The following is a 21,684-nucleotide window of genomic DNA, read 5'->3' on the forward strand; positions in this document are numbered from 1 at the left end:
TGGAGTACGGGCCGGCCCGCCGCCGGGCCACCGCCTGCGGGTGCAGGAGATGGCGAGGCGGGCCGGTCCCGTCACCGTCACACCCGGAGGGCGCGACAGGTAATGCTGACCGATCCGAAGATCAGAGCGGGCGGATGTTCTCCGCCTGCGGGCCCTTCTGGCCCTGGGTCACCTCGAACTCGACCCGCTGGTTCTCGTCCAGGCTCCGGTAGCCGGAGGACTGGATCGCCGAGAAGTGGGCGAAGACGTCAGCGCCGCCGCCGTCGGGGGTGATGAAGCCGAAGCCCTTGTCAGCGTTGAACCACTTCACGGTGCCAATAGCCATGTGTTTCGTCTCCTTGACGGAACGTCGGACCCGCACTTGTTGCGGGCCCGAAGAGGAGCGCTCCGCGCGGGGATGCGCGAATCGCCTGTCGCTTCTGGTCGCCCCGCCCGGAGAACTCCGGACACAACAAAGAGCGCCTGGGGCCACAATCCCGCCAGGCGCACACAGAGTCTCTGGTAACCAAAACTGCAACCCGGTCAACCTATCATGGTTTTCCCGCGAGCGGTCAATGTCGGGCGGAATCTTCGGGTAACTGGGTGATCATGGCGGTGAGCCCTGTCACATCCAGCAGGTCAGCGGGCCGAACCGTCACCCCGTGCCGGACGTAGTGGAACGCAGCGCCCACCCGGTCCACCGGCACACCGGCCAGCTCCGCCCAGGCCAACCGGTACACGGCCAGCTGCACCGCGGCCACCTCCGCCGCCGGCCCGGCGGGCTGCGCGCCGGTCTTCCAGTCGACCACGTCGAACCGCCCACCCGGCCGGGCGAAGACCGCGTCCATCCGCCCCCGCACCACGACGCCACCGATCACCGTGGCGAACGGGACCTCCACCTCCATCGGTGACCGGTCGGCCCACTCGCTGGCCAGGAACCGCTCCTGAAGCTCCACAAGCGCCTCGTCGGGCGCGGCATCCGCGTCGGCCGCGCCGGGCAACTCGTCCAGGTCCAGCAGACGGTCAGCACCGAAGCGCTGCTCCAACCAGGCGTGGAAGGCGGTGCCTCGGCGGGCGTACGGGTTGGGCTCGGCCGGCACCGGGCGGCGCAGCGTACGGGCCAGCGCCGCCGGGTCGCGTCGCAACGCCACCAGCTGGGTGACGCTCAACTGCCCCGGCAGGGCCACCTCCACCGCACCGGAGAGCCGGGTCAGCTCGGCCCGCTCGGCCAGCAGCAGATCCGCCTCGCGCTGCCAACGCGCCACCTCCGGGTCCACCGCCGGCTCGACCGACACCAGCGGCCCGGCGACCACCGGTCCCACCGGACCGACAGCCCCCGACGTCGGCCCGTCGGTCATCAGGCGGCGTACCAACCCGGCCGCCTCGGCCAACTCCGGTCGACGACCACCGAGCGGGTCAGCCGGCCACTCCGCGCGGAGCACCACCTCGGCGGTGGGGTTCGTCGCGTCCGGGGTCGGCTCCGGTGCCCAGGTGTCGATCAGGTGCCCCGGCCCACCGTCGAGGCAGGCGTCGTACATCTCGCGCAGGAAGACCGACGGACCTCGCGGACGCTTCGTGCCCTCCCCCCACCAGTAGCCGGAACACAACAGCAGCCGGCGTGGCCGGGTGACCGCCACGTAGGTCAGGCGGCGCTCCTCCCGCTCGTCGTGCGCCCGCCAGGCGTCGGTGAAGTCGGTAACCGCCCGCGCCACCGCCCGCTGGTCGGCCGCCTCGTCGAGCGCCAGCTCGGGCAACCCGTCGGCGTCGCCGCGCAGCGGGAACGGCAGCACCCCCAGCCCGCCCAACCAGTGATCGGAGTTACGCACCGGCCCCGGCCACGACCCACGGCACAGGCCGGCCACCGCCACCACGTCCCATTCCAGACCCTTGGCGGCGTGCGCGGTGACCACCTGCACCGCGCCCTCCACCACCTCCACCTCGCCCGGCGCCAGACCACGCTCCTCGTCCTCGGCGGCGGCCAGGTAGGACAGGAACCCGGACAGCGTCGCGCCCGGCGTCTCCCCGCTGAAGCGGGCCGCCACGTCACCCAGGGCGTCCAGATGACCCCGGGCCAGGCCGGCGTCGCCGGCACCGTCCCGACCGGCCCGCACCGCGACCTCCACGTCCAGGCCGATGGTCCGCTCGATGTCCGCGATCAGATCCGGCAACGCCTGATCCAACCGGTAGCGCAACAACGCCAACTCCATGCCGTACGCGCGCAGCCGCGCGAAACCCTCCGCCGAGTACGCCTGCGCCGGGCCGAGATCGGCGAGCGCCTCCACCAGGGTCGCCTCGTCGAGCAGATCGGGGCTGATCTCCGCGGCGTCGTCGGCGGCCAGTTGGCGCCGGGCGTTGGCGATGGCGCGGGCCCGCCGGTGCAACGCCACCAGGTCCCGCGGCCCGATCCGCCAGCGGGCGCCGGTGAGCAACCGCAGCAGCGCGGCCCCGTCGGTCGGGTCGGCAAGCACCCGCAACGTGCAGACCACGTCGCGTACCTCGGGGGTGTCCAGCAGGCCGCCGAGCCCCACCACCTCGACCGGGAGGCCACGCTCACGCAACGCCGACTCGATCGCCGGGATCTGGCTGCGTACCCGAACCAGCACTGCGGTGCTCGGACGCTGCGCCACCGGGATGTGCTCGGGAGCCGCGCCCGGCATCCGCGCGGCCCCCCGCCAGGCGGCCAGCACACTGTCGGCGATCCAGTCCGCCTCGTCGGCGTACGTGGGCAGCAGCGCGCAGTGCACAGTGCCGCCGGCCGCACCGCCGGGACTGCGGTGCGGGATCGGGTCCAGGACGGTGAGCGCGGAGCGCAGCTCCGGCACCCGGGCACCCGCAGCCCGCAGCGGAGCCGACAGCGCGTTCGCCACCCGCAGGATCTCCGGGCGGTTACGCCAGCTCGTGGTGAGCCCGAGCGCCGGGGCGGGCCGGCCGTCAGCGCGGGCGAACTCGGTCGGGAACCGGTCCAGGGTGCCGGCGCTGGCCCCCCGCCAGCCGTAGATGGACTGGCAGGGGTCGCCGACCGCGGTCACCGGATGCCCGCCACCGAACAGCGCGTTGAGCAGCACCACCTGCGCGTGGCTGGTGTCCTGGTATTCGTCGAGCAGCACCACCCGGAAGCGGCCCCGCTCGATCTCGCCGACCCCCGGGTGGTCCCGGGCGACCCGGGCCGCCCGGGCGAGCTGGTCGGCGAAGTCCATCGCCTCGAAGTCCAGCTTGCGCCGGGCGTACGCCCGCACCAGGGGCAGCAGACGCAGCCTGGTCTGTTGCAGGGTGAGGGCCTTGCGAACGTCGGCGTACACCCGACCCGGCCGGGACTGCACCTCGGCGAAGAACCGACCGGTCCAGGCCGCCAGTTGGTCCGGCCCGACCAGGTGCTCGTCCAACTCTCCGGCCAGCGCCAGCACCGCGTCGGTGATGGTGCTCGGCATCCGGTCCACCTCGGACATGTCGCCGTCGTAGTTGCGCACCAGCAGGTCGACCAACTGCCAGCGGGACGCCTCGGTGAGCAGCCGGGTCGTCGGCTCGTAGCCGGACCGCAGCCCGTGCTCGGTGACGATCCGCCCCGCGTAGGAGTGGTAGGTGGAGATGGTGGGTTCCCCGGCGAGCGGGTCGTCAAGCGGGTCGCGGCCCTGCCTGCCGAGTCTGCGGATCAGCTGGTCGAGCCGGGTGCGGACCCGGTGGGCCAGCTCACCGGCCGCCTTCCGGGTGAAGGTCAGCCCGAGGATCTGCTCCGGGCGTACGTACGAGTTGGCCACCAGCCAGACCACCCGCGCGGCCATCGTCTCGGTCTTGCCCGACCCGGCTCCCGCGACCACAAGCAGCGGTTCCACCGGGGCGGCGATGATCGCGGCCTGCTCCCGGGTGGGTGCCGGCAGCCGCAGCAGCTTGGCCAGCTCCACGGGCGTGTAGCGGGGGCCGGAGTCCGCCAGCCGGGGCGCCGGCGTGGGGCCCGCACCGAACAGGGTGGGTTGGCTCACGGTGCTGTCTCAGGCTGCGACACCCGCTCACTCCTCGCCCTCACGGTTGCGTCGCACGGTCGGCGGTTCGACGACCTGACGCCCCTGCCCGGAGACCGGGCAGCTGGTGCGGACCGGGCAGACCCGGCACTTCGAGTTGGCCACCGCGGCGAACGTGGCGGCTGCCATCGTATCGGCGGTCCGCCGGACCAGCGCGGTCGCCCAACCGGCCGCCGGTCCCTCGCCGGCCGCCGGCTGGTTCTGCTCCCGGGCATCCTTCGCGGAGGTGCCGAGTTGCACCAGGGCCGCGCCGCCGGACTCGTCACCGAACTCGGCGAACGCCCCCGCCTCCACCGCCGCCTGGTACGCGCCGAGCTGCGGATGCTCGGCCAGGTCGGTGCCCGTGACAGCTGTGGATTTGCCGGTCTTCAGGTCGATCACCACGAGCCGCCCGGACTCATCGACCTCAAGCCGGTCGACCCGGCCGGTCAGGTCGATCGGCCGGTGCGGGTCGTCCAGCCGGACCGCGAACTCGTGCTCGATGGCGAGCAACCGCCGCGGGTTGGTGGCCAGCCAGCGCAGCAGCTTGTCGACCATCGCCTCGGCGCGTTCCCGCTCCGGCCCGGCCATCCACCGGGCGGCCAGCTCGATCGCGTCGAACCGGGCGGCCACGTAGTCGAGTAGCGCGCCCCGGTCGGCGCTGGCGTCCTCGGCGAGCATCGCGGCGGCGTGCACCAGATTGCCCACCCCCTGTGCGGTGCTTGTCGGGCCACTGCCACCGTGCCGTTCCAGCAGCCACCGCAGGCTGCACCGCAGGGCGCTCTCCATCGCCGACGGGGTGACCCGCACCGGGTCCCCGTCGTCGACGAGCGGGCGATCGTCGGAGAGCGCGCGCAATCCCCACCAGTCGTCGGGGTGCGCACCGGGAACCCCGGCGGCGGCCAGCCGGGCCAACTCGGCCGCCGCCGCGCGCCGCCGGCCCGCCGGGGCGGCCGGGTCGGTGATGGCGGTACGCAGTTCGGCCACCAGCGCCGGCAGGGTGAGCGCCCGAGGTGGCCGGGTCACCGGCAGCGCCCCCGGAAGGTCCGGCTCGCCGTCATCGCCGGCCGCGCCGGTCGTCCCGGCTTCGGTCGCGCCGCTCGTCCTGCCGTTCGTCCCGCCGCCGTTCGGGTCGGCGGCGGTCGGGTCGCCGCCGCTCGGGCCGACGCTGTTCGGGTCGGCGGCGGACGGGTCGCCGCCGCTCGGGCCGACGCCGCTCGGGCCGACGCCGCTCGGGCCGACGCCGCTCGGGCCGACGCCGCTCGGGCCGACGCCGCTCGGGCCGACGCCGGACGTCCCGGCGGTGGCCGGGTCGCCGGCGGACCGGTCGGCGGCGGGCGTGGCCTCTGGTGGGCTGGAGGCTGGCGACCCGGCCTGGGGGCCGGTGCGCGGGCCCGGTGGCGTGGGCGGCGTGGGCGGTCCGGCGCTCGGCGGGGTGGGTGGCACAGTCGGGCCCAGCTCGTGCAGGAACCGGCTCGGCTGCTCCTGGTGGTCGTCGCCACCGACGGCGGCCGAGGCCACGGCACTTACCAGTAGCCGGTGCCGGGCCCGGCTGATCGCGACGTGGAAGAGCCGGCGCTCCTCGTCGAGCAACGCCGAGGTCTGACCCACCACGTTCGCCGCTGTGGCGCCGTCGACCGACCGGCCGGTCAGCACATCGACAAGCCGCTCGGACCCGAGCAGGCTGCCCCGCAGGCGCAGATCCGGCCAGATGCCCTCCTGCACGCCGGCCACCGCCACCAGGTCCCATTCCAGGCCCTTGGCGGCGTGCGCGGTGAGCAGGCGTACCGCCGCGCCCCGGTCGGCGGTCGGCGCGATGGTGTCGGCCGGCAGGTCCTGTGCGAGCACGTGGTCGAGGAAGACCTCGGTGCGGGCGCCGGGCAGCCGGTCGGTGAACCGGGCCGCCGCGTCGAAGAGCACGAGCACCGCATCCAGGTCGCGGTCGGCCGCCTCGGCCCGCCGCCGCCGGGCCAGGTCCCCCTCCCCGGCGGCTGGCCGCCCCTGGTTGATCGCCCCCGCCCAGCGCTCGGCGAGACCGCTGGCACTCCACACCGCCCAGAGCACGTCCTCGGCGGTCGAGCCCGGCCCGGCGGCGGCGTCGCGAGCGGTGGCCAGCAGGCCCGCCACCGCCTGCGCCGGCTCCGCCCAGCGTCGGTCGATGCCGGCCAGCTCGGCCGGGTCGCGCAGGGCCTCGACGATCAGCTCCCCGGACGGGCGGCGGTCACCGCCGGCCAGCGCGAGGGCACGCAGGCCCTGGCGCAGTCGCCGCTCGGCCAGCGGGTCGGCCCCGCCCAGTGGCGAGTGCAGCAGCGCGACCGCCGCTTCCTCGTCCAGTCGATCCGGCTCCAGCGCACAGCGCAGCAGGAGCAGCAGCGGCGCGACAGCCGGTTGCAGATGCAGGGGCAGGTCCTCGCCGTGCACCACGGTGGGGACGCCGGCGGCGTGCAGCGCCCGGCGCAGCGTGGGCAGCTGCAACGCGGTGGACCGCACCAGCACCGCCATCCGCGACCAGGGCACGCCGTCGAGCAGGTGGGCCGAGCGCAGCGCGTGGGCCAGCCAGGCGGCCTCACCGGTCGCCGACCGGAACGTGTGCACCTCGACCGTCCCGGCTGGCGCGTCGGGCAGTGGGTGTAGTCGGCGGTGCGCGGCCGGGCCGCGCAGCCGGCGGCCCAGCCGGGCCACGGCGGCGAGCAGACCCGGCCCGGCCCGGTACGACGTGGTCAGCAGCACCTGCGCGGCGGGCGCTCCGGAGGCGGTCCGGAAGCGGTGCGTGAACGTGCTCACGCCGGCCGGGTCGGCGCCGCGGAACGCGTACGTGGAGGAATCCGGATCGGCGAACGCGACAAGCGGGGTGCCGCCGCCCGCGATCACCGAGAGCAGCTCCAGTTGGGCGGGGTCGGTGTCGGCCAACTCGTCGAGATACACGTGGGCGATCCGGCGGCGCTCGGCGGCCAGCAACTCCTCGTCGTCACGCAGCAACCCGGTGGCCGCCCGGACCAGCTCCGCCGGGTCGTACGCGATGGAGCCCCGGTTGCTGACGTCGCGCAGCGCGAGCACGGAGACGTACTCCCGCAGGAAGCGTGCGGCGGCCGGCCAGTCGGCGCGGCCGAGCTTCTCGCCCAGCCGGGCCAGGTCGACCGGGCCGACGCCCCGCTCGGCGGCGCGCATGAGCAAGTCGCGCAGCTGACCGGCGAAGGCCCGGGTACGCAGGGCGGGGCGCAGGTCGTCCGGCCAGCCGACCGGGTCGTCCTCGGGCTCCTCGCCCACCACGTCGAGCAGCTCACGGATGATCAGATCCTGCTCCGGGCCGGTGAGCAGCCGGGGCGACGGCTCGCCTCGTTCGGCGGCGGCGCGGCGCAGCAGCCCGAAGGCGTACGCCGCGAAGGTGCGCACCAGGGGCTCACGCAGCACCCGGTGGCCGTCCTGCGCGACCCGGGCCTCGATGCGCTGCCGCAGGGCGGTGGCCCCGCGACGACCGAAGGTCAGCACCAGGATCCGTTCGGGGTCGACCCCCTCGCGCACCCGGGCGGCGACCGCCTCGACAAGCGTGCTGGTCTTTCCGGTGCCGGGGCCGCCGAGCACGAGCATCGGCCCGGCGGTGTGCCCGATCACCTCGGCCTGCACCGGATCGGCCCGCCAACCGCCGGCGGCGGGCGCGGAAGCGTCGGTCGGCGCCGCCGCGTCCTCCCGCGCCGGCCCAACGGAGGGCCGCACCAACCGGTACGCCTGCATCAGCTCATCCCATCAGACCAGTACGACACCCCCACCAAACCCCTCCGAACCCCACCACCCCACCGAACCCCCCATTCACGTGGTTGATCATGAAGTTATAGCCAAGACACGCCGACATCGAGGGCAATAACTTCATGATCAACGCGGCCGGAGCGCGCGGGGCCGGGGTGGGCCGGGTGGGTGGGGTGGGCCGGGGTGGGTGGGGTGGGGTGGGGTGGGGTGGGGTGGGGTTAGGTGAGCTGGGACTCCAGGGCGTCCAGGGCTTCGGGGACCGAGGTGGCCACCGTCAGGAGGGCGCGACCGGCGGGCTTCAGGAAGCGATTGTCGGCCAGGCCGTCCAGCCAGTCCAGCAGTGGGCGGTAGAACCCGTCGGTGTCGATGAGCACCATCGGCTTGGCGTGCAGGGCGAGAGTCGCCGTCGTCCAGACCTCGAACAACTCGTCCAGGGTGCCCAGTCCGCCGGGCAGGGTGAGGAACGCGTCCGACTTGTCGATCATCAGGGTCTTGCGACCGGCCATCGAGTCGGTCACCAGCAGCTCGTCCGAGGCCAGGTCGGCGACCTCCAGGTCGACGAGCGACTGCGGAATCACCCCCAGGGTGCGCCCGCCGGCGGATCGGGCGCCGTCGGCCACCGCACCCATCATCCCGACGCAGCCACCGCCGCTCACCAGCGTGTGACCGCGCCGGGCCAACTGCTCGCCGGCCTCGGTGGCCAGGTCCAACCAGCGCTGGTCGAGCGTGCGGGAGGAGGCGCAGAAGACGCAGATCGCGGCCATCACTTGTCCCGCGGCTGCTCGGCGGCCTGCGCGGCGGCGGCCTGCTGGTCCGCGCCGGTACGCGCGACGGCCTCGTCCCGGACCGCCTCCTGCTCCGCGGAGAGCGCGGCCTCCGCCTCGACGATGTGCCGGACCGCCGCGTTCACGTCGTCGGTGAGGCAGATCAGGTCGAGGTCGACCGGACCGACCTTGCCGTCGGCGGCCATGGTGTCGCGCAGCCAGTCGAGCAGGCCCTGCCAGTAGGAGAGCCCCATCAGCACCACCGGGAAGCGGGTGACCTTGCCGGTCTGCACCAGGGTGAGCGCCTCGAACAGCTCGTCCATGGTGCCGAACCCGCCGGGCAGCACGACGAACGCCTGGGCGTACTTGACGAACATCGTCTTGCGGGCGAAGAAGTAACGGAAGTCGATCGCCAGGTCGACCCACTCGTTGAGCCCCTGCTCGAACGGCAGCTCGATGCCGAGCCCGACGGAAAGCCCACCGGCCTCGCTGGCACCGCGGTTGGCGGCCTCCATCACCCCCGGCCCCCCTCCGGTGATCACCGCGTAGCCGGCTCGGGCCAGGGCGCCACCCAGCTGCTCGGCCAGCCGGCACTCGGCGCTGTCCGGTCCGCTGCGCGCGGAGCCGAACACGCTCACCGCCGGCGGCAGGTCGGCGAGGGTGTCGAACCCTTCGACGAACTCGGAGAGGATGCGCAGGGCGCGCCAGGCGTCCTTGGTCTTCCAGTCACCCCGTCCGCGCGAATCCAGCAGCCGCTGGTCGGCGGTGCTGCTCGGGATCGCCCCTCTGCGTAGTGTGACCGCACCCCGGTGCCGCTCCTGCCCTGGACCGCGACCGGCCTCCCGCCCGTTGCTCTGGCTCATGGAGCAACCGTAGTGGAGCGGCACCTCGCCGGGGCGCGGGGCGCGGTCGCCGGGAAATAGTTCGGGATCATGGGCAACTAATTCGCTCCCCCGTACGTCTTACTATTCACATACCCGGTATGCCCGGGCGCGCGCCTTCGGGGGAGGAGACAGCGTGATCAGTAACAGCGAGATGATCCGGATCCGTCGCCAGATGCAGCGACGGATCCAAGACGTGGTGGCCGAACGCCGCCGCACGCGACTGCAGGACCCGACCCTCATCTCCCCCACCGCCGCCACGCCCGCAGGAGCCGATCAAGAGGTTTGCGTCGCCGACAACGGGCCAGGGTGACGCAAACCTCTTGATCACCGGGCGATCGGTCAGGCCGGAGCCAGCCAGCGGTGCAGGGTCGCCGCGCCGTCGCGGATCTTGCTGATCTCGACGTGCTCGTCCCGGTGGTGGGCGAGGTTGGGGTCACCCGGCCCGAAGTTCAGCGCGGGAATACCCATGGCCGCGAACCGGGCCACGTCCGTCCAGCCCAGCTTGCCGATCGGTGCCGCGCCCACCGCCGCCAGGAACTCCTGCGCCGGGGCCGCCTGCAGGCCGGGAGCCGCACCGGCCGCCGCGTCCGTCACCACCACCTCGAAGCCGGCGAACACCTCCCGTAGGTGTGCCTCGGCAGCCGCCGGGTCGCGATCCGGCGCGTACCGGTAGTTGACCTCGATCTCGCAGCGATCCGGGATCACGTTGCCGGCGACCCCACCGATGATCCGTACCGCGTTCATGCCCTCGCGGTAGTCGCACCCCTCGATGGTGACCCGCCGGGCCTCGTACGTCTGCAGACGCCGCAGCACCTCGGTGGCCGCGTGGATGGCGTTCACCCCGTGCCAGGAGCGCGCCGCGTGCGCCCGCTCACCAGTCGTCGTCACGAGGGCCCGCATGGTGCCCTGGCAGCCCGCCTCGACGATGCCGTACGTCGGCTCCAGCAGCACCGCGAAGTCCGCCTCCAGCCACTCCGGGTACGCCTGGGCGACCAGGTTGAGCCCGTTGTACCGCGACTCGATCTCCTCCGCCTCGTAGAAGAAGTACGTCACGTCGTAGCGCGGCTCGGGCAGCGTCACCGCCAGGTGCAGCGCGTACGCGGTGCCGGACTTCATGTCCGAGGTGCCGCAGCCGTACATCAGATCGCCGCGCATGGTCGACGGGAAGTTGTTGTTGAGCGGCACCGTGTCGAGGTGCCCGGCCAACACGACGCGCTGCGCCCGACCGAGGTCGGTACGCGCCATCACCGTGTTGCCGTGCCGGTGGGTGGTCAGGTGCGGTACGCCCCGCAGCACCTCTTCGACACAGTCGGCGATCGCCTTCTCGTTGAGGGACACGGACTCTATGTCGACCAGAGCGCGGGTCAGCTGCACCGGATCGGCGAGGACCTCGGGGGTCAGCGGGTTCTCCATGGTTCGCACGGTACCGTCAGGTCTGTCAGCGCGAGGAGTGAGCTGAGGTCGGCCCGGCCGCGACGGAGAGGTGTATCAGTGACGTCCGCAGAATCCGCCTGGGGCATTGGCCTGGCCACTGTCACGGCCGACGAGCAGGTGCTCGACACCTGGTACCCGACCGGCAAGCTGGGCCTGGGTGAGCTGCCGCTTGTCGCCGGGGAGGACAAGTCGGACGTGCTCGACCTGCCGCCGGCGGCGCTCGGTGACCGGTCCCTGCCCGGTCTGCGTACCGTCCAGGTGGTCACCGTGATCGGCTCGCTCGACGACCCGATCAAGGACGCCCCGGACGCGTACCTGCGGCTGCACCTGCTCTCGCACCGCCTGGTCCGACCCAACCAGCTCAACCTCGACGGCATCTTCGGCAAGCTGGCGAACGTGGCCTGGACGTCGGCCGGGCCGTGCCCACCGGAGCGGGTGGACGAGCTGCGGGTGATCGAGCGGGCGGCCGGCCGCCACCTGGCGGTGTACGGGGTGGACAAGTTCCCCCGGATGACCGACTACGTCGTCCCCGCCGGGGTGCGCATCGCCGACGCCGACCGGGTCCGCCTCGGCGCGCACCTGGCCGCCGGCACCACTGTGATGCACGAGGGCTTCTGCAACTTCAACGCCGGCACGCTCGGCACCTCGATGGTCGAGGGGCGGATCGTGCAGGGTGTGGTGGTCGGCGACGGTTCCGACGTGGGCGCCGGGGCGTCGATCATGGGCACCCTCTCCGGCGGCGGCACCGACAAGGTCCGCATCGGCGAGCGGAGCCTGGTCGGCGCGAACGCCGGCATCGGCATCTCCCTCGGCGACGACTGCGTGGTCGAGGCCGGCTGCTACGTCACGGCCGGTTCGAAGGTCACCCTGCCGGACGGCCGGGTGGTCAAGGCTCGGGAGCTGTCCGGCGTCAACGGCCTGCTGTTCTGGCGTAACTCGGTGACCGGCGCGCTGGAGGCCCGGCCACGCACCGGCCGGGGCATCGAGCTGAACGCCGCCCTGCACGCCAACGACTGACGCACCCGCCGGGTCCGCGGCGCTCGGCCACGGACCCCACGGGGGTACGCCTGGATGATCCGCTCGGTGACAGTGCTGCCTGTGGTGTCCCCGGGAAATATGACGAAACCCGCCAACCGGCACCGCTGCTGGCGGGCATCATCGACCGGGTGACCTCCATGAAGGACCGGATGCTGGCCGGCGAGCCCTACCTCGCCGACGACCCAGAGCTCATCGCCGACCTGGACCGGGCCGCCCGGCTGATGGAACGCTTCAACACCAGCGCCGCGGCGGACCTGCAGGGGCGGCTGGCGGCGCTGCGCGAACTGCTCGGCGACCTGGGCGAGGACGCCTGGATCCGCCCACCGTTCTACTGCGACTACGGCTGGCAGATCCGGATCGGGCCACGCAGCTTCGTCAACTACCAAACGGTCTTCCTCGACGTCGCCCCGATCACCATCGGCGCCGACGTCCAGATCGGACCGAACGTGCAACTGCTCACGCCGACCCACCCGGTGGAACCCGGTCCACGCCGGGACAAGTGGGAGGCCGCCAAACCGATCACCATCGGCGACAACGTCTGGCTCGGCGGCGGTGCGATAGTGCTGGCCGGAGTGTCGATTGGCGCGAACACCGTCGTCGGCGCGGGCGCTGTGGTGACCCGGGACCTGCCCGCCAACGTGGTCGCCGTCGGCAACCCCGCCCGGCCGATCCGCGACCTGGACTGAAGACCGCCAGGCCGGGCCCGGCCGGTCAGGCCGCCGGGGGTTCGAGCAGCCGGACCACCAGGTCGGCTCGGTCGGCGGTCGGAGTGATCAGGGCCGCGTTCGCCTCGTCAGTGCCCAACGCCCACGCGCGGGCCTGCTCCGGCGACCGCCCGAACGCCTCGTGCCGGGCGGTCAACCGACGCTGGCGCAGATCGGCGTCCAGATCGAGGAACCACGTCTCGTGCAGCAGCGCACGCACCTCCTGCCACGGAAAATCCGGCAGCAGCAGGTAGTTGCCCTCGGTCACCACCAGCCGGACCGACGGCGGCACCTCGATCGCCCCGGCCACCGGCTCCTCCAGCTCCCGGCGGAACTCCGGCGCGTACACCGAGGTGGGCTCCAGCCGACGCAGCCGGCGCAGCAACGACACGAACCCGTTGGCGTCGAAGGTGTCCACCGCGCCCTTGCGGTCCGCGCGGCCCAACCGGACCAACTGGGACTGCGCCAGGTGGAAGCCGTCCATCGGCACCAACCGGGCGGCCGACCCGACGGCGGCCACTACCTGCTCGGCAAGCGTGGACTTGCCCGCGCCCGGGGCGCCGGCGATGCCCAGCAGCTGCCGCGGACCGGCCTCGGCAAGCGCCGACGCCCGCCGCACCAACTCGTCGACCGACAGCACCCGCGGCGGTGGCATCAGTCGAGGACCGGCGCGCTGATCGTGAACCGCGCCTGCACGGCCGCCTGGACGGTTTGCGGCTGCGGGTCCAGCTCAAGCTCCGGCGGCCCGCCACCCGCGCCGCCACTCCCGGCGAACGCCGCGCGGGCGAACATCGGCCGGTCGGCCGGCCCGGCATCGGCCAGCTCGAGCAGCGAGGTGACCTGGGCGCCGAGCGCCTCGGCGTACTCCCGGGCCCGGACCAGCGCGTCACGGATCGCGGCGTGTCGGGCCTCGCGGTGCGCGGGGCTGTCCGGGCGAAGCTCCCACCAGGGCCCGGCCACCTCGACCTGATCCTGGTCGGCCAACCGGAGCATCAGCTCGCCGAGGGCGGTGAAGTCGGTGACCGTGACAGTGGTGGTCACGCTGCCGTGCCAGGCGACCACCCGCTCGCCCGAGCGACGGGTCTCCGGTCGCACCCGCAGATCGCCGGTCTCCCGCCGCGCCACCGCCGGCCCGGAACCGTCAAGCAGCACCCGGACGGCCGCGGCACGCTCGGCCAGCCGGGTCAGGGTGGTCTCCCGATCGCGGTCCCGCGCGGTCGCGGTGACCGCGAACCGGGCCAGCTCCGGCGGCACCTCCCGGTACGCCTCGCCGCGTACCTGCACCACCGGACTGTCCGCCGCCATGCCCCTCAGCCTAGTCAGCCGCGGGCCGCCGCGCCGCGTAGGAGACAGTGTCGACGCCGACGCGCAGACCCGTCAGGTGACCGCCGGCCACCCCCAACCCACGCAGCCAGGACACCTCCGCGGCGTGGTCACCGTCGAGTGGGAACTGCCGGTGCTCCGCGTCGAACCGGCGTTCCCGCAGCGCCGCGCGGGCGGTCCGGGCCTCGTCGTACCGGGCGGTGAGCGCCGGTGCGTCGCCGTCGCGCAGCGCGGCGGTCAGGTCGTCCAGGAACGCGGTGACCTCGGCCAGCTCGCGTAGCACCCGGTCCCGGTTGCCGAGCAGCATGTTCGCGGTCCGACCGGCGGGGGTGCCGGCGACCCGGGTGCCGTCGGAGAAGCTGCCGGCGGCGAGCGCGAGAATCGCGTCGCGCAGCGGGGCGCGCTGCACCGCACCGGCGAGCGCGCCGGCCAGCAGGTGCGGCACGTGTGAGGCGAGCGCGACGGCCGAGTCGTGCTCCGCCGCGGACATCGGCACCACCCGCGCCCCGAACAGGTCCGTCAGCAGCGCGGCCAGCCAACGGAACGCGGCGGTGGCCGGCCCGGCCGCGGGACAGAGCACCCAGGCGGCGTCGGCGAGCAGCTCCGGCCCCGCCGCCGTCAAGCCCGCCCGGTCGGTGCCGGCCATCGGGTGGCCGGGCACGAACCGGTGCGTCAGCCCGTGCGCGGCGGCGAACGCCGCCACCTCCGCCTTGGTGCTGCCCACGTCGGTGAGCACACAACGCTCACCGGTCATCGCGGCCACCTCGACAAGCGTCGCCGGCAGGGTGGGCAGCGGCCCGCAGAGGAAGACCACGTCCCGGTCGGCCACCGCGTCGGCCAGCCGGTCCGGAGTGGGTACGCCCACCCGGCGGGCCTCCCGCCGGGTGTCCTCGTCCGGATCCCACCCGGTCACGTCGACGCCTGCGGCGTGCAGCCGGAGCAATACCGAACCACCGATCAGGCCGGTGCCGACCACCGCCGCCCGCACACCGGGCCTGTCCACCATCCGCACACCTCGACGATCCTGCTGGGGTGTGGGGCCGACACGGCCCCGACCGGGTCGGGCCGAGGATATCGTCCGGGGCCGGTCCGGACGCCGGTCAGTCCTCGACGGCCATCGCGTCGTCGCGCCAGGCGACGAACGGGATCACCGGGTCGTTGTTGATGTACTGCCAGGGCCAGGAGGTCACCTGGTCGCCGATCACCTCGAACTGGCCGGCGGCGGAGCGCAGGTCCCCCACCTTCGAAAAGCCCATTGCGAAGGTGTTGTGCACGCTCGCCCAGCCCGGTCGGCGCCGGTAGTCGGGGTGCCGCACCGAGTGGTCGGCGGCGGCGGCGAGTTCGGCGCGGATCGCGTCGTCGTCCAGGTACTCGTCGTCCTCGCCGACGGGCAGGTCCAACCACTGTTCCAGGTGCGCGACGACGACGAGGTGCCCGAGCGGCGAGCCGGCCGGCGACTTTGCCACCGCCTCGCGGGCGAACGCGAACATCTCCTCGTGGCTGCCGTACCACTTGCGGCAGCGGTACTGCAGCATCTGCTCGTGCGCGATCCGGTGCCACGGGTGCCGGGCGACCACCTCGCCGAACCGCCGGTTCGCCTCGTCCCGGTCCACCTGCCGGCCCCGGGCCGAGGTCACCAGGAAGGTACGCGCCGTGGTGTCGTCCGGATCGCGGTCGACCACCTCGTCGAGGCAGTTCTCGGCCAGCCGCAGTCGCCGCCAGAACTCCTTGAACTGATCCTGGCTCACCTGCGAGGCCCGTGCGCTGCTGCGGGCCTCCCAGGCCCAGTAGACGGCGTGCGCCCCGCGCACCAGCACCGGCAGCGTCGAGCCGGGTTCGGCCTCGATCCACGCACCGATCCAGTCCTGCACGCCGTCGGTATCGGCGACGGCCGTGACGTAGAAGGCGTGGTCGTCGGGGTCGGTCACCGGGGCGAGTAGATCGCGGATGGCGGCCCAGTCCCGCCGTGCGGCGGCCTCCCGCAACGCCCGCGCGGTCGGGTCGCCCTCGGTCGGGTCCACGGTCAACGTGGGCACCGCCACCTGCCTGTTGCTACGCCGGAACGGCCACATGACGCGCTGCCTCTCACCCCGTGACGAATCCGCAAGATCGTAAGTCTTGGCGAGGCCGCCCGGAAGGGGGTTGTCCGCGTCAGATCAGCGTCGTACGGTCCGCTGCGCCGCCCGCCACGTCGATGCGGGCTACAGCGGGAAGGAAACCCAATGTCCGCGACATACCGGGCGCTCGCCTCGGTGGTCATGTTGATCGGCTTCTACGTCGTCGCGCTCCTCCAGCTCGCCGCCGTCGTCGCACTCGGGGTCTGGCTGTTCGATCACACAAACGGGGTCGTCACCGGGAAGCTGCTGCTGCCCCTGGTCATCGCGCTGGGCGCGGTGGCCGTCGGGCTGTGGCGCGCGATCCGTACGAAGAACGAGCCGGAACCCGGCCTGGTGCTCACCGACCACGAGGCACCGGGCCTGTGGGCCACCGTGCGCGAGCTGGCCAGCGCGGTGGGCACCCGCGCCCCGGACGAGATCCGGCTGGTGCCCGAGGTGAACGCGGCGGTCGCCGAGCAGAGCAAACTGCTCGGCCTGGTCGGCGGGCGGCGCACCCTGTACGTCGGACTGCCGCTGCTCCAGGCGATGCGGACCGACCAGCTGCGCTCGGTCCTCGCGCACGAGCTGGGCCACTACTCCGGCAAGCACACCCGACTCGGCGGGGTGGCGTACCGGGGTCGGCTCGCCATCGCGGAGACGCTTGACCGGATCAGCCCGCGTAACCCGGTCGGTTGGGTCTTCAAGGGCTACTCGAGGCTCTACCTGATTGTCGACAACGCCGCGTCCCGGCGGCAGGAGTTGGAGGCCGACCGCTCCTCGGTGCTGCTGGCCGGGCACGACGCCGCAGCCTCCGCGCTGCGCACCCTGCCGGCGCTCGACGCGGCCTGGGGGTTCTTCATGCGTCGCTACGTCGAGTCGGGCTGGTCGGCCGGGCTGGCGCCGGACGACCTCTTCGGTGGCTTCGGCCAGCTCCTGCACGCCCGACGGGACGAGCTCGCCGCGCTACGGGAGAACGCCCCCGACCGGGATCCCTCGCCGTGGGACACCCACCCGCCGATCGGCGTCCGGGTCGCCGCGATGGCGGCCCTGCCGGCCGGGACCGTCACACCTGACGAACGGCCTGCCGCGCTGCTGCTCGCCGACATCGACGCGGCCGGGCGGCAGTTGCAGCGGATCGTGGTCGACCACGGCCAGCGCACCGCGCTGCCCTGGGCGCAGTTCATCGCCGCGGCGGTCGCGGCCGGCGTGCAAGAGCAGGCGGACAGCATCTACCGGGCCGCCGGACGGTTCACCGGCACCTCCCAGCCCGGCCTCACCACAGTGTTGGACCTGGTGCGCTCCGGCCGGCTCGGCGAGTTCGCCGAGCAGTTCTTCGACGACGCCACCCGCAAGGAGGCCGCGGCCCGATTCGCCGGACCGATGGAGACCCTGCTCGACAACGCGGCCGTCCGCTCCGGTCAGGCCCACTGGCAGCTCTCCTGGTCCGGCCCGGCGCAGCTCGTCGGCCCGCAGGGGCAGCCGTTGGACCTCGCCGAGATCGCCAAGTTGGCCGTCGTAGCGCAGACCCTGGACGTGGCGCTGGCCCGCCTGGCCGAGCTGGGCATCGACCCGTCCGGCGCGACTGTGGTGCAGGAGCGGGCCTCCGCGCGCAACGCCGACCTGATCGGCGCGCTGGCCAACATCAAGATCGACGGTACGGAGCACGACGTGCTCGTCCTCGACCGAGGGCTGGTCCTGATCGCCAACCCGGGTAAGGCCAGCCAGGGCGAGGATCGGCTGCGCACGCTGGTCGGCTCGGTGTCGATGGCGGAACTGTCGGCCAGGCACACGTTCCTGCCGTACGAGGAGATCGTGTCCGTGGACGTCAAGCGGGAGGTGCCGCTGAAGGCGGAGGTGACAGTGCACGACGGGCGGGTCATCGCCATGCAGGAGCTTTACTCCAGCGAACTGCTGGAGAAGCAGAGCCGGAACACGCTGCTGCGGGTGTTCGGCCAGATCAGCGACTGACGCCGTTCGGGCGGTCGGGCCACCGGCCCGACCGCCCGAACCCGCGCTCAGACCTGGGCGAGGCGGGCCGCGACTGCGGCGATGTGCTCGTCGGACTCGGTGAGCGCCGCCCGTACGTGCTGCTGGCCGCCGGGACCGTAGAAGACGCCGGCCGCGACCAGGATGCCCCGCCGCGCCAGCCAGTCGACCGTCTGCCAGCAGTCTTCACCCCGGGTGAGCCAGAGGTAGAGACCCGCCTCGGAGTGCTCGACGGTGAACCCGGCACCGGTGAACGCGGCGGCCAGCACCTCCCGCCGGGCGCGGTAGCGCTCCCGCTGTTCCTCGGCGTGCCGCTCGTCCTCGAGTGCGGACACCATGGCCGCCTGCACCGGCGCGGGCACGATCATGCCCGCGTGCTTGCGCACCTTGAGCAGCTCGGCGACGAGCGCCGGGTCACCGGCGACGAACCCGGCCCGGTAGCCGGCGAGATTTGATCGCTTGGACAGCGAGTGCACGGCGAGGATCCCGGCATAGCTGCCACCGCTTACCTGCGGGGACAGCACCGAAACCGGCTCGGCCGACCAGCCCAGCGGCAGATAGCACTCGTCGCTGGCGACCACCGCGCCGCGCTCCCGAGCCCAGTCGACCACCTTGCGCAGGTGCGCCGCGGGCAGCACCCGGCCGGTCGGGTTGCCGGGCGAGTTGACCCAGACCAGCCGGACGCGCGGGGTCGGCCCGACCGAGGTGAGCGAGTCGGTGCGGACAACCGTGGCGCCGGCCAGGCGGGCACCGTCCTCGTACGTGGGGTACGCGATCGACGGCACCACCACCACGTCACCCGGGCCGATGCCGAGCAGGGTCGGCAGCCAGGCGACAAGCTCCTTCGAGCCGATGGTCGGCAGCACGCCGAGCCCGTCGACCCCGGCGCCACAGGCCCGGGACACCCACGCCGCGATCGCGGCCCGCAACGCCGGGGTGCCGGCGGTCAGCGGGTAACCGGGAGCATCGGACGCGTCAGCCAACGCCCGGCGGATCACCTCGGGCACCGGGTCGACCGGCGTACCCATGGAGAGGTTGATCAGGCCATCCGGATGCGCCGCGGCCAGGGTGGCCGCGGCGTCCAGGGTGTCCCAGGTGAACTCGGGCAGCCGCGACGAGACCGGCGCGGGCCGGTTCAGTGGCCCTCGCCGCGCGGCGGCTGCGCGGCGACGAAGGTGGCGTCCTTCTCCACCTTGCCGATCTTCGAGGCACCACCGGGCGAGCCCAGGTCCTCGAAGAACTCGTAGTTGGCGCCGGTGTAGTCCTTCCACTGCTCGGGGACGTCGTCTTCGTAGAAGATCGCCTCCACCGGGCAGACGGGCTCACAGGCACCACAGTCGACGCACTCGTCGGGGTGGATGTAGAGCATCCGGTTGCCCTCGTAAATGCAGTCGACCGGGCACTCCTCGATGCATGCCTTGTCGAGCACATCCACGCACGGCTCGGCGATGATGTAGGTCACCGGTCTTCTCCTCCGCAAGACACGCCGCGATCACCCGCGACGGTAAGAGCCTAGTATCTCGCCGGGGAGGGGGTCGATCGTGCTCCGACAGCAGGATGTGGGACACCGAATCGTAGTCCGCCGGATTGTGGGGATTCGCGAAGGCCGACCGCTCTTCTCGGACGCCCTCGGCGAGCTGGTCGAGCTGAGCGAGACTCATCTCACCCTCGCCACGGCACAGGGCCAGCTTCGCGTCCCGGTGACGCAGGTGCACCGCGCCAAGCGGGTGCCCCCGACCCGCCGGCCCACCGCCGCGGCGGTGGTGGCGCTGGAGCGGGCCGCCGACGAGGCCTGGCCGGCACCGACGCGGGGCCAGCTCGGCGACTGGCTGCTGCGTGCGGCGGACGGTTGGACCGGGCGGGCCAACTCGGCGCTGCCGCTCGGCGATCCCGACCGGCCGCTGCCCGCCGCCGTAGACGCTGTCGAACGCTGGTACGCCGACCAGGGACAGACCCCGATCATCAACACGCCGCTGCCGCTCGCCGCGCCGGTCGGTGCCGAGCTGGACGCCCGTGGCTGGGCCGCCCGCCCGCCGGTCCTGGTGCAGACCGCGCCGCTCCCCCTGCCGCCCGAGGATCGGTCCGCCCCGCGCCAGGTGGACACGGTCCCCGGCGAGGTGGACACGGTCCCCGGCGAGGTGGGCGCCGGCACCGGTGGCCGGCGGCGCGGTGTGGTCGTCGAGCTGGCCACCGCCCCGAGCGAGCCGTGGCTGGCGATCGCCGCCGGCCGCAAGGGCGGCCTACCGGAGGCCGCCCGCCACGTGCTCACCGCCGTGGACCAGGTCCGCTTCGCCCACGTGTACGTCGACGACGCGCTGGTCGCTGTCGGCCGGGGCACGGTGACCGGCCAGGGGCGCTGGTTGGGCCTGAGCCTGATCGAGGTGGTGCCGGCGGCCCGCCGCCAAGGGCTGGCCCGTCGGGTGATCCACGAGCTGGCCACCTGGGGCGTGACGGTCGGTGCGACACACACGTTTCTCCAGGTCGAGCAGCACAACACGGCGGCGGTCACGCTCTACCGGCGGCTCGGCTTCACCACCCACCACACCTACCTGACCCGGGTGGCCCCGCACTGACCCGGCCACTCGTCGGCTCGACGCGACGCCTACCGGCACGGCCCGGTCGCGCTGATCGGCTCGACCTCGCGCTGATCCACTCGACTTTCAGGAAGTCGCGGCATCCACACCGCCCGGACACCGCGACTTTCTGGAAGCCGAGTTGATCAAGGCGCGCAGCGCCCGGCACCCGGGTCAGCGGCGGACGACGCGGCGGGGCTTGGCGGCCTTGACCTCGGCGTACCGCTTGAGCTGCCACGAGCGGTAGTCACGCCCCAGTGCGGTGAGCACCAGGTAGCCGATCAGCACCCCGGCGCCGGCGGCGAGCAGGTACAGCCAGAGCTGGGCGAAGAACGTCTCCGGACCACCGGCGAACGGGTTGTGGCCGATCAGCAGCGGCCCGACCAGGACTGTCAACACCATCGCCGCCGGCACCACGACGGCCATGTCGGCCGCCCAGTCGGCAAGCGGCCGACGACGGCCCCAGCGGAAGGCGACAACGGCCAGGGTCAGCCCGATCACCGCGAACATCGCCAACGACACCCGGTCAGCGGCCGTGTCGTCCTCCTCGAAGCCGAACCGGATGACCAGCCGGGCGACCACGTTGACCGCGAACAGTGCCGCCACGAGCACCGTGATGTCACGCCACCGTCTGTCCATCGCCGGACCTCCTGCCGTACGCCCCGTCGCGGGCTCACATCCCTGGCTGGAATATCTACCATCCCTACCTGGGTGGCGTCACCAGCCCGAGCGTCGTTGGCGGAGCGAGGATCTGCCGGAAGCCCATCACCGCGAAGGTCATCGCGCCGGCCACGATCATGGCCAGGCCGACCCAGTTGTCGCCGGCCAGCAACAGGTCACCCTCGCTGGTCCGGATGGCGGCCACCGCCATCAGCGCGAACCAGGGCACCGCCGGCAGCGCCACCGCCCACCTGCGGCCGACCGCCGCGTAGGCGAACCAGCTCAGCACGATGTTGGCACCGACGGCCAGGACTGCCGACACACCGATCAACTGCCCGCCGACGCGGACCGTGGCGAGCAGCAACTCCAGCACCCCGCTCAGCACCCCGGCGACCACCACGACGATCGCGCCGGCCACCCGCAGGCCCAGGTCGAGCAGTCGCGGCGGTGGCCCCACCGGGGGCGGGGCATCCTGCTCGTCCAGAACCGTCATCGGCGCGGGCA

Annotated in this window: 19 protein-coding genes; 5 read left to right on the top strand and 14 right to left on the bottom strand. The window is 73.1% G+C overall.

Going from position 1 to position 21,684, the window contains the following annotated elements:
- Positions 1-121: 121 nt before the first annotated feature.
- The 5 genes from AB0B86_RS27130 to AB0B86_RS27150 all read right to left on the bottom strand — a co-directional run bounded on the left by AB0B86_RS27130 (position 122) and on the right by AB0B86_RS27150 (position 9,345).
- On the bottom strand, positions 122-325 hold the full coding sequence (locus tag AB0B86_RS27130) for a cold-shock protein (protein WP_007464836.1): 204 nt from the start codon (positions 323-325) through the stop codon (positions 122-124).
- A gap of 226 nt (positions 326-551) precedes the next feature.
- A complete protein-coding gene (locus tag AB0B86_RS27135; protein ID WP_357403170.1) occupies positions 552-3,956 on the bottom strand; it encodes an ATP-dependent DNA helicase in 3,405 nt (1,134 codons plus the stop codon).
- Between the two features lie 27 nt (positions 3,957-3,983).
- Positions 3,984-7,706: an ATP-dependent DNA helicase gene (locus tag AB0B86_RS27140; RefSeq protein WP_357420080.1), complete on the bottom strand. Its 3,723-nt coding sequence runs from the start codon at positions 7,704-7,706 to the stop codon at positions 3,984-3,986.
- 230 nt (positions 7,707-7,936) lie between these two features.
- Positions 7,937-8,482: a TIGR00730 family Rossman fold protein gene (locus AB0B86_RS27145; protein ID WP_357403166.1), complete on the bottom strand. Its 546-nt coding sequence runs from the start codon at positions 8,480-8,482 to the stop codon at positions 7,937-7,939.
- Complete coding sequence (locus tag AB0B86_RS27150) at positions 8,482-9,345, bottom strand: TIGR00730 family Rossman fold protein (protein WP_357403164.1); 864 nt, start codon at positions 9,343-9,345, stop codon at positions 8,482-8,484. Before AB0B86_RS27150 ends, AB0B86_RS27145 begins: the two co-directional genes overlap by 1 nt.
- Positions 9,346-9,499: 154 nt before the next feature.
- On the opposite strand from AB0B86_RS27150, the gene AB0B86_RS27155 reads away from it, so the two are divergent.
- On the top strand, positions 9,500-9,676 hold the full coding sequence (locus AB0B86_RS27155; protein ID WP_357420081.1) for a hypothetical protein: 177 nt from the start codon (positions 9,500-9,502) through the stop codon (positions 9,674-9,676).
- A 29-nt stretch (positions 9,677-9,705) separates the two neighbouring features.
- On the opposite strand, the gene dapE is transcribed toward AB0B86_RS27155, so the two are convergent.
- Positions 9,706-10,779, bottom strand: coding sequence for a succinyl-diaminopimelate desuccinylase (gene dapE, locus AB0B86_RS27160; RefSeq protein ID WP_357403162.1), 1,074 nt, complete (start codon positions 10,777-10,779; stop codon positions 9,706-9,708).
- 78 nt (positions 10,780-10,857) lie between these two features.
- Between dapE and dapD the strand changes: the two genes are divergently transcribed.
- Both dapD and AB0B86_RS27170 read left to right on the top strand, forming a co-directional pair.
- Positions 10,858-11,817, top strand: coding sequence for a 2,3,4,5-tetrahydropyridine-2,6-dicarboxylate N-succinyltransferase (gene dapD / locus AB0B86_RS27165; RefSeq protein WP_357403160.1), 960 nt, complete (start codon positions 10,858-10,860; stop codon positions 11,815-11,817).
- A 149-nt stretch (positions 11,818-11,966) separates the two neighbouring features.
- A complete protein-coding gene (locus AB0B86_RS27170; RefSeq protein ID WP_357420082.1) occupies positions 11,967-12,524 on the top strand; it encodes a sugar O-acetyltransferase in 558 nt (185 codons plus the stop codon).
- Between the two features lie 25 nt (positions 12,525-12,549).
- Here AB0B86_RS27170 and AB0B86_RS27175 read toward each other — a convergent pair whose 3' ends face one another.
- From AB0B86_RS27175 to AB0B86_RS27190, 4 genes are all read right to left on the bottom strand, one after another.
- Positions 12,550-13,197 carry a nucleoside/nucleotide kinase family protein gene (locus AB0B86_RS27175; RefSeq protein ID WP_357403156.1) on the bottom strand — a complete coding sequence of 216 codons (648 nt, stop codon included), beginning with the start codon at positions 13,195-13,197 and terminating at the stop codon, positions 12,550-12,552.
- The gene (locus tag AB0B86_RS27180) at positions 13,197-13,847 is read right to left on the bottom strand and encodes an SIMPL domain-containing protein (protein ID WP_357403154.1); all 651 of its coding nucleotides are present in this window, start codon (positions 13,845-13,847) and stop codon (positions 13,197-13,199) included. Before AB0B86_RS27180 ends, AB0B86_RS27175 begins: the two co-directional genes overlap by 1 nt.
- Before the next feature lie 10 nt (positions 13,848-13,857).
- A complete protein-coding gene (locus AB0B86_RS27185; RefSeq protein ID WP_357403152.1) occupies positions 13,858-14,871 on the bottom strand; it encodes a prephenate dehydrogenase/arogenate dehydrogenase family protein in 1,014 nt (337 codons plus the stop codon).
- Positions 14,872-14,965: 94 nt separating this feature from the next.
- Entirely contained in the window at positions 14,966-15,901 is a 936-nt protein-coding gene (locus AB0B86_RS27190; RefSeq protein ID WP_357403150.1) for a DUF4034 domain-containing protein, read from the bottom strand.
- A 186-nt stretch (positions 15,902-16,087) separates the two neighbouring features.
- Between AB0B86_RS27190 and AB0B86_RS27195 the strand changes: the two genes are divergently transcribed.
- Positions 16,088-17,929: a M48 family metallopeptidase gene (locus AB0B86_RS27195; RefSeq protein WP_357403147.1), complete on the top strand. Its 1,842-nt coding sequence runs from the start codon at positions 16,088-16,090 to the stop codon at positions 17,927-17,929.
- Between the two features lie 47 nt (positions 17,930-17,976).
- On the opposite strand, the gene dapC is transcribed toward AB0B86_RS27195, so the two are convergent.
- Both dapC and fdxA read right to left on the bottom strand, forming a co-directional pair.
- Positions 17,977-19,086 carry a succinyldiaminopimelate transaminase gene (gene dapC, locus AB0B86_RS27200; RefSeq protein WP_357403331.1) on the bottom strand — a complete coding sequence of 370 codons (1,110 nt, stop codon included), beginning with the start codon at positions 19,084-19,086 and terminating at the stop codon, positions 17,977-17,979.
- Positions 19,083-19,409, bottom strand: a complete 327-nt coding sequence (fdxA, locus tag AB0B86_RS27205; RefSeq protein ID WP_007464872.1) for a ferredoxin — start codon at positions 19,407-19,409, stop codon at positions 19,083-19,085. Before fdxA ends, dapC begins: the two co-directional genes overlap by 4 nt.
- Positions 19,410-19,488: 79 nt before the next feature.
- On the opposite strand from fdxA, the gene AB0B86_RS27210 reads away from it, so the two are divergent.
- Complete coding sequence (locus tag AB0B86_RS27210; protein WP_357403145.1) at positions 19,489-20,520, top strand: GNAT family N-acetyltransferase; 1,032 nt, start codon at positions 19,489-19,491, stop codon at positions 20,518-20,520.
- 174 nt (positions 20,521-20,694) lie between these two features.
- On the opposite strand, the gene AB0B86_RS27215 is transcribed toward AB0B86_RS27210, so the two are convergent.
- Complete coding sequence (locus tag AB0B86_RS27215) at positions 20,695-21,159, bottom strand: hypothetical protein (protein WP_357403143.1); 465 nt, start codon at positions 21,157-21,159, stop codon at positions 20,695-20,697.
- 64 nt (positions 21,160-21,223) lie between these two features.
- A complete protein-coding gene (locus tag AB0B86_RS27220; RefSeq protein ID WP_357403329.1) occupies positions 21,224-21,673 on the bottom strand; it encodes a hypothetical protein in 450 nt (149 codons plus the stop codon).
- Positions 21,674-21,684: the final 11 nt, after the last annotated feature.

The organism is Micromonospora sp. NPDC049047, assembly GCF_040649135.1.
Lineage (GTDB): Bacteria > Actinomycetota > Actinomycetes > Mycobacteriales > Micromonosporaceae > Micromonospora.